The sequence below is a fragment of the Chryseobacterium lactis genome (assembly GCF_003815875.1).
In the GTDB taxonomy this organism is placed as follows: domain Bacteria; phylum Bacteroidota; class Bacteroidia; order Flavobacteriales; family Weeksellaceae; genus Chryseobacterium; species Chryseobacterium lactis.
Map to the genome: position 1 here is coordinate 645,330 of NZ_CP033924.1, position 14,123 is coordinate 659,452.

General features: G+C 34.9%; 13 protein-coding genes. 6 read left to right on the forward strand and 7 right to left on the reverse strand.

Going from position 1 to position 14,123, the window contains the following annotated elements:
* Window positions 1-39 precede the first annotated feature (39 nt).
* Genes EG342_RS02785 through EG342_RS02795 form a run of 3 tightly spaced genes read left to right on the forward strand, consistent with a single transcriptional unit; the run spans window position 40 to window position 2,423 of the window.
* Entirely contained in the window at window positions 40-1,017 is a 978-nt protein-coding gene (locus EG342_RS02785; protein ID WP_103291808.1) for an acyltransferase family protein, read from the forward strand.
* Between the two features lie 24 nt (window positions 1,018-1,041).
* Window positions 1,042-1,797 carry a glycosyltransferase family 2 protein gene (locus EG342_RS02790; RefSeq protein WP_103291807.1) on the forward strand — a complete coding sequence of 252 codons (756 nt, stop codon included), beginning with the start codon at window positions 1,042-1,044 and terminating at the stop codon, window positions 1,795-1,797.
* The gene (locus EG342_RS02795; protein WP_103291806.1) at window positions 1,797-2,423 is read left to right on the forward strand and encodes a deoxyuridine 5'-triphosphate nucleotidohydrolase; all 627 of its coding nucleotides are present in this window, start codon (window positions 1,797-1,799) and stop codon (window positions 2,421-2,423) included. The genes EG342_RS02790 and EG342_RS02795 overlap by 1 nt, the downstream gene beginning before the upstream one ends.
* Here EG342_RS02795 and EG342_RS02800 read toward each other — a convergent pair.
* The 7 genes from EG342_RS02800 to EG342_RS02830 form a co-directional block, all read right to left on the reverse strand.
* Window positions 2,415-3,653: a 3-deoxy-D-manno-octulosonic acid transferase gene (locus EG342_RS02800; RefSeq protein ID WP_103291805.1), complete on the reverse strand. Its 1,239-nt coding sequence runs from the start codon at window positions 3,651-3,653 to the stop codon at window positions 2,415-2,417. The genes EG342_RS02795 and EG342_RS02800 overlap by 9 nt on opposite strands.
* Before the next feature lie 12 nt (window positions 3,654-3,665).
* Complete coding sequence (locus EG342_RS02805; protein WP_103291804.1) at window positions 3,666-4,136, reverse strand: DUF1648 domain-containing protein; 471 nt, start codon at window positions 4,134-4,136, stop codon at window positions 3,666-3,668.
* A 3-nt stretch (window positions 4,137-4,139) separates the two neighbouring features.
* On the reverse strand, window positions 4,140-4,856 hold the full coding sequence (locus tag EG342_RS02810; RefSeq protein WP_103292155.1) for a C40 family peptidase: 717 nt from the start codon (window positions 4,854-4,856) through the stop codon (window positions 4,140-4,142).
* 79 nt (window positions 4,857-4,935) lie between these two features.
* A complete protein-coding gene (locus EG342_RS02815; protein WP_103291803.1) occupies window positions 4,936-5,583 on the reverse strand; it encodes an O-methyltransferase in 648 nt (215 codons plus the stop codon).
* Between the two features lie 133 nt (window positions 5,584-5,716).
* On the reverse strand, window positions 5,717-5,869 hold the full coding sequence (locus tag EG342_RS02820) for a CCPGW family putative bacteriocin (protein ID WP_103291802.1): 153 nt from the start codon (window positions 5,867-5,869) through the stop codon (window positions 5,717-5,719).
* A gap of 478 nt (window positions 5,870-6,347) precedes the next feature.
* Complete coding sequence (locus EG342_RS02825) at window positions 6,348-8,843, reverse strand: M1 family metallopeptidase (protein WP_103291801.1); 2,496 nt, start codon at window positions 8,841-8,843, stop codon at window positions 6,348-6,350.
* A 218-nt stretch (window positions 8,844-9,061) separates the two neighbouring features.
* The gene (locus EG342_RS02830; protein WP_103291800.1) at window positions 9,062-9,895 is read right to left on the reverse strand and encodes an OmpA family protein; all 834 of its coding nucleotides are present in this window, start codon (window positions 9,893-9,895) and stop codon (window positions 9,062-9,064) included.
* 87 nt (window positions 9,896-9,982) lie between these two features.
* Here EG342_RS02830 and tilS point away from each other — a divergent pair, with 87 nt between their 5' ends.
* The 3 genes from tilS (at window position 9,983) to EG342_RS02845 (ending at window position 14,123) form a co-directional block, all read left to right on the forward strand.
* Window positions 9,983-11,332, forward strand: a complete 1,350-nt coding sequence (gene tilS / locus EG342_RS02835; RefSeq protein ID WP_103291799.1) for a tRNA lysidine(34) synthetase TilS — start codon at window positions 9,983-9,985, stop codon at window positions 11,330-11,332.
* On the forward strand, window positions 11,322-13,391 hold the full coding sequence (locus EG342_RS02840; RefSeq protein ID WP_103292154.1) for a protein-disulfide reductase DsbD family protein: 2,070 nt from the start codon (window positions 11,322-11,324) through the stop codon (window positions 13,389-13,391). The genes tilS and EG342_RS02840 overlap by 11 nt, the downstream gene beginning before the upstream one ends.
* A 216-nt stretch (window positions 13,392-13,607) precedes the next feature.
* Window positions 13,608-14,123 (forward strand): ExbD/TolR family protein, encoded by a 516-nt coding sequence (locus tag EG342_RS02845; protein ID WP_103291798.1) that lies wholly within the window; start codon window positions 13,608-13,610, stop codon window positions 14,121-14,123.

Sequence of the window (14,123 nt, forward strand, 5' to 3'; positions counted from 1 at the left end):
ATTCTATTAAAAAAGTTATTTTTGTAAGAAAAAGTGCAAATGCAGGATATAACGAAAAACAATTTTGACTTTATACGTGTTCTCCTTGCCTTCATTGTCTTTGTAGGACATTTGGGAGCTTTAAGCCAGGTAGACCAGCTTCATATCTTAACGTACAGCCCTGTAGAAGTTGCCGTTTTTTCGTTTTTCATTGTAAGTGGTTTTCTGATTGCAAGGAGCTACGAAAGATCTTCAAGTTTAAAAAGTTATGCAAAAAAAAGATTTAACAGGATTGTTCCTGCTTATCTATTGGTTGTATTTCTGTGTGGAATACTTTTAAGTCTGGTCAGCACCTTACCATTCACGGAATACTTCAGTAATACGGAGGTCTATAAATATTTATTCTGGAATTCGCTTTTCATGAACTTTAAAGCGCCATGGCTTCCCGGAGTATTCGGCAATCAGGCGGTAAACGGAGCGTTATGGACTCTTAAAATTGAAATGTGTTTTTATATTGCAGTTCCGCTTATTTTTTTATTCTTCGGAAAAAACAACAGATACAGAAATCGTAGTCTGATCATCCTCTATTTTCTTTCGCTTATATTTCTCAATTATTTTGAAATGACCGGAAGAGCAGCTATCTCAAGGCAACTTCCCGGCTCATTATGTTATTTTATCGGAGGAATGCTTGTCTACTTTAATTTTGATAAATTTATTCAGCATAAAAATACACTCTTCATCATTGCTATTCTGACGGTGTGGATTGATCTTATTTTTAAGATAAAACTATTCTCCCCCATCATGATCAGCATAATAGTTCTGTATATCGCTTACTCTTTAAAATTTTTGAATAATTTCGGAAAATACGGAGATTTCACTTACGGAATTTATATCTTCCACTTCCCTATTATCAGGGTATTCCAGACATTAGGACTCTTTGAAGATTACAATCCTTATGTAATGAGTGTTGTTTGTATGCTGGTCGTTATTGGTGTCGGGATTAGTTCGTGGCATCTTTATGAAAAAAGATTTTTATAATTTTACATCCTATTTACAACACAAATGAAAGACCTTGTCTCCATCATCACGCCCTGTTATAACTCTGCAGAATTTATCGAGGAAACGATACAGTCGGTTCTTAATCAAACCTATTCCAATTGGGAATGGCTGATTACGGATGATCTTTCTAAAGATAATACGGTAGAAATGATCAGGAAATATAATGATCCCAGAATAAAACTACAGGTTTTGGAAAAGAACGGCGGTGCGGGAAATGCGAGAAACAATAGTCTGGAGCGGGCACAGGGAAGATATATTGCTTTTCTTGATTCTGATGATTTCTGGTACCCGGAATATCTTGAAACCATGACGGATTATATGCAGGAACACAATGCTGAACTTGTCTATTGCAATTATTCCAGATGTGATGAGAATCTACAACCCATCCTCAAAGATTTCATGGCAGATACCATAGTAACTTTTTCAAATTTGCTAAAGACCTGCAGGCTTGCCCCGGTTTCTACTATGTATGACACCAGAAGAGTTGGAAAATTTTTGTTCCCGGTAAAAAGCAAACGGGAAGACCATGTTATGTGGCTGAATCTTTTAAAAGTAATTCCTGAAGGAATGCCTATTAATAAGACCATGGCCAAATACAGAATGCGTGAAAACAGTGTTTCCAGAAAGAAGAAAAACATTATTAAAGATCAGTATCTTGTGTATAAGGATTTCATGGGATTTTCTACTGTAAAATCTTTGTATTATACCGCGAACTGGGCACTAAACGGATTTATGAAATATTCAAAAATTTTCAACTAATGGAGTATTCAAAAGAATTTAAAGCAGCATTGAGTGCTTTTTCAAATACAGAAAAGGATAAACTTATTTTCAGACTTCTGAAAAAGGATAAACTATTATCTAAGAAACTCTATTTTGAACTGATCGATCCTGAAACTACGGACGATAAAAGAAACGCCATGGAAACTCTGGTGGAAGAAAAAGTAATTCTGGCATCAAAGTATATCGGAAATGCTAAATATTTTCTGACAATCATCAGAAAGCTCAGTGCAGAAATTACAGAACATATCAAAATAACCACAGATAAATTCGGAGAGGCTTCCCTGAACTTGTTATTGGTTAACAAAATTCTGGATTATAATAATGACCTGAGCAAACAGAGATTTGACAATGTGTACAAACTTTATATCTATATCATCAATAAAGTATTCAGGTCTTTAGTCTTGATTAAAAAACTGGATGAAGACTACTGGATGGAGTTTGATGACCTTTTAAGGGAAACTCAGGAAAAGATATTAGAAAACCATTATCTGCAAAAGCTCTGCATTAACAATGGGCTTGATTTCAACTGGCTTGAAAGTGAAAAAATACCAGCAGACATTGAGTTGATTATGAAAGATATTAAATCTCAGGGGTTTCTAAGGTAAAATCTTCCGGATTATAAGTTCTGTAGAATTGGGCTTCTCATCAACAAATTTTGCGGCATTCTGAGACATTGCATCCAGCTCTTCTTTGTTGTCCTTGTTGGTAAGGAACAGAACGAATTCCGCAGCTTCATATTCCTCTTCAAAAGATTTCCCTCCTTCCGCAGAAATAAGCTCATCTGCTTCAGGATTCTTTCGGTAATGATTTCCGAAAACAACCGGAATACCAAAGGTCGCAGCCTCCAGAATGTTATGTAAACCGGCATCATGAAACCCGCCTCCCACAACTGCTACATCTGCATAGGAATACAGTTTTGACAATAAGCCGATACTATCTATAATTAATACCTGAAAGTTGAAATTTAGAGGTGGATCGTGTTGTATTTCACTATACAATACCGCATCTGGAAATATATTTTTCAAATACACTACTCTTTTTAAATCATGAGGTGCCATGATTATTTTCACGGTATTATTTTTCAGGGAGATCATTTCAGCAATCTTCTCTTCCGACTGCCATGAACTTCCAAAGACAATAGCTGTATTATCTCCAATAAAATCGGTAATGTAATTCACATGATTATCCCTTTCTCTAAGTTGTTTCACCCTGTCAAATCTCGTATCTCCCGTTACAGAAGATTGTAATAGACCGACGCTTTTAGCCAAAGCAAGGGAAAACTGAGTCTGATGAAAAAACCAGTCTACATCTTTTTGAAGCTGCTTTACAAACCATTTCCCATAAGAAGTAAAGAAAGATTGTCTTTCATAAAACAAAGCAGAAATCACATAAATTTTCGCATTTCTATTTTTAAGTTCTGCCAATAGATTATACCAATAGTCATACTTCACCGTAAAAAATAGTTCAACATTAAACTCTGATATAAAATCTTTTACGGTTCTTTTTCTATCAAAAGGCAAATAACAGATTACATCCGCGATGTGTTTCTTTTTGACAACGTTTTCATATCCTGAAGGAGAGAAGAAAGTCACGAGAATTTTATGACCCGGCAATTTTTCTTTTAGCTTTTCTAATACAGGCAACCCCTGTTCATATTCGCCGAGACTTGCAGCGTGCATCCAAATGACCTTATCAGTTTTAGAGAATCCGGCTTTAACCTTTTGTAAAGATTCTTTTCTTCCTTCAACGCCTTTTTTAGTCTTATTATTAAATAATGAAAAAATCTTCATTCCGAAGATCAGCAGATTGACAAATATATTGTAAAGAAATTTCAATTTTGATTTGATTTAATCATTAGATTTTTTTGCGATTCTTTCTTGAATTGATTTTACAAGCCCTATCCCAATAATCATAAAAAGCAATCCTAAAATAAAGAATACGGCATTGCTAAGTTCAAGCTGCTTTCCTTCTGCAATCCTTACACTTTCAATAATAATATCTAGGAATAAAATCATCAGTGAAAATTGCATAGAGAACATATACAGTTCTAAAGTATCTTTATTACGAAAACTTTTAGGGACATTCAGCAACGGGGAATCAGGATCTCTGGATATTCCGACAAAAAGAACAGAAATAAAGGTAGCAATGCATGGTAAAGCCCAAATCATTGCTTTCCCGGATTGTCCGTCTATCTTGCCCTGAAAGTCAAAATGAGTAGGAATGATATCAGGTAAATCAGCATATTTTATTCCCGTAAAAATCCATATTGCAATAAGCAAAAGAGTGTTTACAGTTAATAATATGCCGGTAAGTTTCATATTCTAAATAATACTTTTAAGCACTCTCAGTTTATGAGTATGTTTATTCATTTCTTTATTGAAAATCCCGGTAGAATCCAGGGTGTCAATTCTTACTTTTCCTGATGCATGGATAATTCTTTGGTTCTCCAGCATAATACCTACGTGAATGATTTTCCCTTCCGCATTTTCAAAAAAAGCCAAATCTCCTGGCTGAGCTTCTTCAACAAAAGTAAGAGCCTCTCCTACTTCAGCCTGCTGGGAAGCATCTCTTGGAATCTTGATATCATGAACTTTGTACACCAATTGGGTAAATCCCGAACAATCAACCGCAAAAAAACTTTTACCACCCCATAAATAGGGCACATTAAGGAATTCTTTTGCCGTAAGAATTATACTTTCACGGAGATCATGACTTCTTTTTGAAGCTACCACAGGAAATTCTACTTCAGAACCCATAGAAAGTAAAGTCTTACCGTCATTCATCAGCACAGAAGAAAAATCTTCGGTAACAACAGTGACTTTTCTGTTGGCAAGAGCTTCATCTGTTACAGGCTTAAGCTGCTTGGTATCCATCCATCCTTCATAACCATCATAATGCATTTTTATTTTAGTCCAGTTTTTATCTACTTCTAAAATATCTGCACTTTCCCCAAACAGTATTTCCGTAACAATTTCTGCCCTGTCAGAATTCTCTGCACGGACTGGTGCTACTGTAACTACACAAATTCCTTTATTCATTTTATTCATTTAGAGATTAGGAAATCCGGAGATTCAGAAATTTTATTACTTCTTCACCTCTCCATTTCTTAATTTTTAATTACTTTCTTCGAAGAAAGTTTACCCCATCACGCAAAGGTAAAATAAGATTTTCAAAATCTTCATCTTTTGCTGCCAAATCATTTAATTCCTGAATAGACTGGGTAGATTTCAATTTTGGGTTTTCTTCCAGTACTTTTCCATACCACAAAACATTATCAAACAGAATCACAGATCCGGACTTTGTCTTAGGCTTAATTAATCTGAAATAGTCTGCATAATTCTCTTTATCAGCGTCTACAAAAATCAGATCAAAGGTTTCATTTGTTTCCTTTAAGAATTCTTTGGCGTCCTGAAGTTTAAAATCAATCTGATTGGCATATTCACTGGATTCAAAATATTTCTTTGGCAGATAGGCAAGATCTTCATTCACATCCAATGTAGTAATTTTTCCGTCCTTTGCCAAACCTGAAGCAAGACATAAAGTGGCATACCCTGTGAATGTTCCTATTTCAAGAATATTTTTAGGCTGCAGCATCTGGGATATAATCGTCAACAACCTTCCTTGCTGATATCCTGAGATCATGTGAGGTTGTGTTGTTTTCTGGTAAGTTTCTCTTCTTAATTTTTTCAGAATTTCGGATTCCGAAGAAGCATGTGATTCCAAATATCGATCCATTTCAGGATTCTTTTCCTCAAAAAAACTCATAGTATTATAATTTAAACAAATTTACGGATTTTAAACTTTGTTTTTAAACCTGTTTCGGGTAATACAGGCATAAAAAAAGAGAGAAATGAATCTCTCTTTCTTAGATATATTAACTCTGATGCAGAGAAAAGCTCTATACAGCTACACAATATCTTCCTTTTGAAGCGCATACCCATCCCGGGCAGCAGTCAGCCGTTTTTTGACAAATGATCATGGGATTGCATATGGCAATTGCACCTTGTACATTTTTCATTTCTCCTCTGGAAAGTTTTTGTAAATTTTTCATAATTATTTTGTTTAGTATTAATTTCCTACTCTTGAAGATTTTCGGATACCTCTGTCTATATTATTTCCTTTAATAGAGATTTAAATATACGCATTCTTTTATTAACCAACCCATTAGATATAATTAATTATTTTATCAACAACCGAAAAATTATTACTCAGGGAAAGCCCCATATAAAATACCGTGAAAATACGGATAGTTTTTTTGTGGTATTAGCAATAATTTTGCGAAAGAAACAGGGGTAAAAACACTAAGCGAAAACAAATGATTGCAGGAGAAAAACAAACTAACCGTGAGAATCAAAAAAGAATGTCGCCGCAAGGCAGCATAGATCCTCCTGCAATAAAGCCCAAGACAGAAATATCCAATTCATTTTTGCATCGAATTATTTCTCTCTTGAAAAAGGAAGAATTAATTTGATTAAAAAAATCCCGGGTTTACTCGGGATTTTTTTTAATTATTAACCAAATGAATAAGATTATTTATACTCTTCTATTATTTTGTTCAGAGCTGCAATTTGTTTATTCAGACTTTCTGCTTTTTGTGGATTTTGTTTTAAAAAATCCTTTTTTTTCTCCAACCCTTCCTGCAACATTTGAGTGATCATTTTTTTAGCATCTTTGTCCTTCAGCATTTCAGTTTTTGCCTGGCTTAAAATTTTAGTAATTCCTTCGGTGGCAAGTGTATTATCAGAACTCATGATTAAATTAAACCCTTCTTCAGCAGATTTCCCCAATTCTGGATCCTGAAGCTTTATCAGCGGATAGAATGCCACAATAGAAGTAATATATTGCAGTTGAGAAGTCACTTTATTTCTAACTATAATAGGAAACATTTTGATAAGCATATTTTTGGATGCTTCTGAAAGATCTATTTTATTCACTAAAGACTCTGCCATTGAAGGCTTTATTTCCATTATAGCCATCAAAGAATTGCTTTTTACAGCATTTGATATAGCATCTGAGCCCTTCTCAAATAATGGAAGATATTTTTTGTTTTTTGTCTTTGCCAACGCTGAAATTGCAGCCGCCTGCACCAATGTTTTAGGATCATTGATAGCCATTTTTTCAACATCAGAAGCCAAAGCTTTTTCCTGATCTGCATTTGAAAGATTGAGTATTTCCAATGCTTTGATTCGAATTCTAAAGAAAGGATCTTTTAAGGCGGCAGATATTAATTTCACAGCCGCAGGATCACCCAGATTGTCTTTTATACCAACCAGCGCTTTATAACGATTAGCAAATTCTTTGGAATTCGTGAACTGCATTAAATTCTGTCCCGGTGTCTTTTTATCTACATTCTCGGAAATCAGTACTCCATCAGCATTTATATTTATTAAATCTGGATTTTTAGACACATTAAAAGTGAAAGTGTTTGTTTTCCTGGCATCTACCCACACATTGTAACGTTTCGGCTTGCCGTTATCAAAAACATCAATAGCTAAAGGAAATTCAAATGGCTTTTCCTGAGACTGATTGATGACAAGTTCTACCTGCTTTTTTACGGGTTCAAAAGTATATGAATACTCTAATTTCGGATTTCCGCTTCCATAATACCATTGGTTGAAAAACCAGTTCAAATCTTTTCCTGATGTCTTCTCAAAGGACAATCTTACTTGCTGAGCTTCTGCATTCTGATATTCATAGGTTTTCAAATAATCGGTCATTCCTGAAAAAAAAGCATCATCTCCCAAATAATTTCTCAGCATATGAAGAATTCCACCTCCCTTTTGATAGGACACTACATCAAAAACATCTTCCGGAGAATCATAATCAAATCTCACCAGATTTTTGTTAAAGTCTGAATGACTGGAAATATACCTGCCTACATTTGTCATTAAATGATAATCCGCCTGATCTTTTCCGTATTTATATTCGTTCCACAGATATTCAGAATAGTTAGCAAAAGATTCATTCACAGTGAGATTACTCCAACTTTCCGTTGTCACCAGATCTCCAAACCAATGGTGGAATAATTCATGAGCAATATATTCTTCCCACTTATTTTCATCTATCAATTGTCCGGGCTTCTGCAATACTTCTGAACTATGAAGAGTAGCAGTCGTATTTTCCATCGCAACACTTCTATAATCTCTTCCGGAAATTTGTGCATACTTTGCCCAAGGATAGTCGTAGCCAAGTTTTTTAGAGAAAAACTCCATCATCTCAGGGGTATTTCCATAGATTTGTTTAGCATAAGGCTCATATTCTTTCTCTACATAATACTCTACCGGAATATTTCTCCATTTATCTTTTACAACCGAATAATCTCCCACTCCCATAAAGAAAAGATAGGTTGAATGTCTTTTATTCATAACCCAATGATCAGTCCGCATATTACCGGATTCCTTGCTGGATTCTTTTAAAACTCCATTTGAAAGAGTAATGTACTTGTCAGGAACAGTCATATAAATTTCCTGGGTAGTTTTTTGATTAGGCTTATCTATGGTGGGAAACCATATGGAAGAATATTCCGTTTCGCCATCTGTCCAGATCTGAAAAGGATGGTCTTTATCATTATCTTTTGAGTTGATAAAATACAATCCCTTTGCTAAACTTCCCTGTTTTTCGGCAACATCCGGTCGGGAAGTATATTTTATGTACACCGTATAATCCTGATTCCTGTTATATGTTTTATCCAGGTTAATGGTAAGAATATTACCTTTATAATTATACTTTAAGGGAGTCTTGATTCCTTCTTTATCTATTGCTACTTCATGGATCAGCATTCCTTTAGCATCCAGTACCAATGAATCCGACGGATAGAAATATGGAGATGCTGTGAGCCATTCTTCCCCGTTCATTTGCTCTTTCTGATAGTCAAAATTAACTTTTAGCTTTGTGTGCTTAAGCTCTGTCCATTTTGTTGGGGTGGCTCTATATATCTTTTCTCTTCCGGATGTTTCTGTCTGAGCAAAAACATTTGCAGATAAAGAAAAAACAAGTACACCTATTGAAAGCATAATTTTTTTCATATGTATTAGATTTTTAGTGGTAAATACATGATAACCTAACTATTAGCCTTACATCAAAAATAACAACATAGCCAGCTGATTATCAATATTTTTATTTATAACAAATAGGTAGAACTATCAAATTAAAAGTTACAACAAAGAGAACAATTTAATTCATAAAAAAAGATCCTGAATTTCTTCAGAATCTTTTTGAGATATAATTAATTATTATAATTCTATTATTTCTTAGGAGCGATATCCATCAGTTTCATGAATTCATCCAGCTTAGGCATGATGATAATTTCAGTTCTTCTGTTTTCAGATCTACCGGAAACACTCATATTTGTAGCTTTCGGGTTGTATTCAGAACGTCCGCCAGCGGTCATTCTAGCCGGATCTACCCCAAACTGAGTCTGCAGAACTTTAGCCACCGAGGTACCTCTTAATGCGGAAAGATCCCAGTTGTCTCTAGGCAAATTTGGAGAATTTAATGGAGCATTATCTGTATTACCTTCGATCAATACAGAATATTTATCGTAATCATTAATAACTTTCGCTACTTTACCTAACACTTCCTGAGCAGCTGGTAAGATGTTGTAATCTCCTGTTTTATATAACATTTTGTCTGAAAGTGAAATCATAACCACTCCTTTCAAAACCTTAACCTGTACATCTTCATCCGAAACATTGTCCAAAGATCTCTTCAGCTTGTTGGATAAAGCAAGGTTCAAACTGTCATTTTTAGCATTGTTTGAAATCAACTGTTTGATATATGAATTGGAAGAATTGATTTCTCCTACCAATTTATCAATATTAGCAGAGCTTTTTCCTGTATTTGAAAGACAAGCATCAAGCGATGATTTTAAAGCATCATGCTGGCTTTTAAGTAAATTATTCTCACCTGCCAATGCAGAATTCTGAGATTTCAAATCCTGAATTTCTCTTTGTCTCTCGCCAATGTTTTCGATACATTGCTTATAATTTGAACTCAATGCATCATATTGCTTCTTGCTGACACAAGATGTCATCCCCAATGCCATTGCAGAAACTGCTAAAATTTTTAAAATCTTCATAAATAATCATTTTTAGACCAATCAAAGTTAGGAAAATTCAATTGAATTATATGGGTTATCTTTGCATAAAAGAAATTCTCAACATAGATGTTGAAAAAATTAAGCTTTATCAATCAACTGGAAAATCTCGTTCATCAGCCGGAAAAACATAGTTTTCTTTTGGCGGTAAGCGGAGGGGCTGACTCCATGGTTTTAGCCTCATTATTTAAGGATTTAAGAGACGAAATGCAAAGTGAAGAATATGCATTTCAGGTAGCTCATATCAATTACAAACTTCGTGGTGAAGATTCAGATCTCGATCAGAAAGTCGTACAGACATTCTGTGAGAAAAATCATATAAAATTCCATTTGTATGAAGTTTCGGAGAAGGATAAAAAACCGGAAAATTCTATTCAACTTTGGGCAAGGGAGCTTCGTTATAACTTTTTTAAAGAAATTCAGAAAAAAGAACAGCTGGAATACCTTGTCACCGCTCATCATCTCAATGACCAGCTGGAAACGTTCATTATTAACCTTTCCAAAGCAGCCGGCATTAACGGATTGAGTGGAATCCCATCCAATGAGAATCACATCCTTCGTCCTCTTTTAAATTTTTCAAAAAAAGAAATTTATGCGTTTGCAGCGCAAAACAATATTGAGTTCAGGGAGGACTTATCCAACAAAAAAAATGATTATTTAAGGAATAAAATCAGAAATGAGATTGTTCCCCAACTATTGGAAACAAATGATCATTTCCTGGAAAACTTCAAAAAGAGTTCTTTATACCTTAATCAAACCCGGGAATTTGTTCAAAAACAGGTTCTGGAAATAGAAAATAAGCTTAGCCTATTTAACAAAGACTATAAAATCTTATCAAAGGAAAAGCTGGATCAGGAAAGTGATTTTGTTAAATTTGAGATTTTAAAGAAATACGGATTTACTCAGGAAGAGGAAATTCCTAAAATTTTTAAGGCCGAAAACAACAGTTCTTTTTTCTCAAAAGATTTTCAATTAATCGTTAACCGTGACGATTTGATTTTTATTGACAGAAATAAAAACCAAGAGGTTCAAGATGAAATTCTACTGATCGATCAATTTGATTTTTCGAAAAACCAGATCACTGTCAATTTCGTAGATATTATTGGAAACATTGATGAAATCAATAACGATTTTAATTGGGATTTTGATGCTGAAAAACTTCAGTTCCCACTCAGTTTAAGAAAGCAACAGGAGGGTGATGAATTTTATCCGATGGGGTTTTCGGGAAAAAAGAAAGTTTCTAAGTTTTTTAGGGACGAAAAATTATCTATTTTAGCGAGGCAAAAAACTTGGATACTGACTGACAGGAACAATTTCGTACTTGGAATTATTCCTTTAAGGCAAGACAGAAGATATGCAAAAGATGAAAAGACAAAATGGAGTCTTAAAATTTTTAATGAAAGGAAAAATGAAATTTAGAAATTGGTTTTTATTAATTCTACTATTTTTAGCAACAGGAATTAATGCACAGATAAAAAATCCTGTAAAGTTTAAATTCACCATCAACGACCTGGGCAACAACCAGTATGAAGCCGTTCTGAACGCTACAATGGAAAGCGGATGGCATATTTACTCTAAAGATCTTCCGGAAGATACAGGAATTCCTACCGAGTACAAAGTTTCAGGGAAAAACATTGAACTGATCGGAAAATTCTCTGAGGTAGGTAAAAAGCATGAAGAGTTTTCAGAAGCTTTTGGTGGAACGATTGTGTTCTACTCAAATTCGGCGGGCTTTAAGCAAAAATTCAAATTAAAAGATCCGACAAAACCTGCCGATGTAACCTCTGAAATTACCTATCAGACCTGCGACGACAGAGTCTGCCTGGCTCCAAACACGTTAGAATTTAACCAAAAAGTTACGCCAAAAGGAGCAACGGAAGAAGCTGCAACAGACGAGAAGACAGAACCTGTAAAGGATTCTGCAAAAGTGATTGAAACAGTCAGTGAAAATCCAGCCAAACAGGAAATGACCATTTATGAAACTTCAAAGCTGGATCCAAAGCAACTGAAAATTAAAACCATAGATTTCAAAAATCCATTAACAGACTGTGGAACAGCTTCCACAAAAGTGGATGAAAACTACTGGACTTACCTATTCTTAGGATTCATCGGAGGATTGATTGCCTTGTTGACGCCATGTGTTTTCCCAATGATTCCGTTAACGGTTTCATTCTTTACCAAAGGAAGTAAAAATAAAGCTAAAGGAAAAAGAGATGCTCTTATCTACGGATTTTTCATTCTCCTTATTTTTGTTTTGTTAAGTATTCCTTTCCATATTATTGACGGGATTGCAGGGAATATTTTCAATGAAATTTCAACAAGTGTATGGCTGAACATTGCCTTCTTTATTATATTCATCTTCTTTGCCGGAAGTTTCTTCGGGTATTATGATATTACACTGCCAAGCTCAATTGCCAATAAATCATCCAAAGCGGAAGAAGCAGGAGGAATCATCGGGATTTTCTTCATGGCTCTTACCCTGGTTATTGTTTCTTTCTCTTGTACAGGACCTATCCTGGGAAGTTTATTGGGAAGCGCGGTAACCGGATCAACCAATGTACCGATGTTATTAACATTTGCACTCGCCGGTTTCGGATTAGCATGGGCTATTATTTTCGGACTATTGGCTTTATTCCCACAAGCATTGCAAAGTCTTCCGAAATCAGGAGGATGGATGAATACGGTAAAAGTAGTATTAGGTTTCGTAGAATTAGCTTTGGCTTTAAAATTCTTATCTAAAGCTGACCTTGTTTCTAAAACATTCTTCTTAAAGAGAGAACTTTTCATCGCTATCTGGATCATCGTTGCATTGGGACTGGCATTATATCTGTTCGGATTGATCAGATTCCCACATGATGATAAAAAACCAAAAATATCTCTAACAAGAAAGATTCTGGGTGTACTAGGTTTCGGTTTTGTAATTTATCTGATTCAGGGGCTAATTCCTTCTGATCGTCCGAAACTTCAGTTATTAAGCGGAATTCTGCCTCCATTGAATGTTAGCTATTTCCACGATGAAAAAGACGGCATCTTAGGAATGCATCCGGAACATGATTTCTTTAAAGCCATTGAACTGGCGAAAAAAGAAAACAAACCTATTCTGATTGACTTTACCGGCTATGGCTGCGAAAACTGTAGAAAAATGGAAGAATTCGTGTGGAGTGAAGCTGATATTTTGCCTATTCTTCAAAATGATGTGGTATTGGCCTCTCTATATGTTGATGATAAAGAGGAACTTCCTGAAGATCAAAAAACTAAAATTGACCTTGGAGAAGGGCAAATCAAGAAGGTGAAAACAATTGGTGACAGATGGAGCTTATTCCAGCAGGTTAACTTCAATAATAACTCACAACCTCACTATGTTTTAATTACTCCTGACGGAAAAGTGATCAACACTCCTGTTTCAGGATATATGCCGAAGGAAGATTTCAAAAAATTCCTGGAGTGCGGAGTCAATTATTATAAGAAAAGTAAATAAATAACACTTCAACAATACATTAAGCCTTACCAATTCTTTGGTAGGGCTTTTTTAATGCACTGATTTTAACATTATTTAAGTTTAACATAATAACAAAATTGATAAATTATTACCATTTTACAATTTTAGGTACAAACTTTGTATCAATTCTTCAAAACTACGATCGGGTTTTTAAATTTTCATCAAATACCGTTTAACATTTTAAAAACATCAACCATGGCAGAAGTAATTGCACAAGAAAAACAAGGAGGCAGACAAAAAAAGAAACTCATAAGAGTAGATATGACTCCGATGGTGGATCTGGGATTTTTATTAATCACATTCTTTATGTTCACCACAAATTTTACAAAACCCAATGTAATGGATCTGGGACTTCCGGCGAAAGGCAACCCACCAAGCCCAGTAGTAATGAATCAAAAAAATCAGGTCACCTTTATCCTCGGAAAAGACAATCGGGTATTTTATCATCAAAGCAATGCTGTAGATTTAAATACCGGCAATCTCAAAGAAACTGATTTCAGCGGTATAAAAGTATCTAAAATCATTTCAGAAGCCTATAAAAGCGCTCCTAATCCGGAAAACTTTACAATCATCATCAAACCGACAGATGAAGCCAACTACAAGAATTTTGTAGATATGCTGGACAATATTGCGATTGCTAAAAAGGAACGTTACGGCGTTACCGATATCAAACCCTGGGAAACAAAAATTTATAAAGAGTTAGTTCAATAG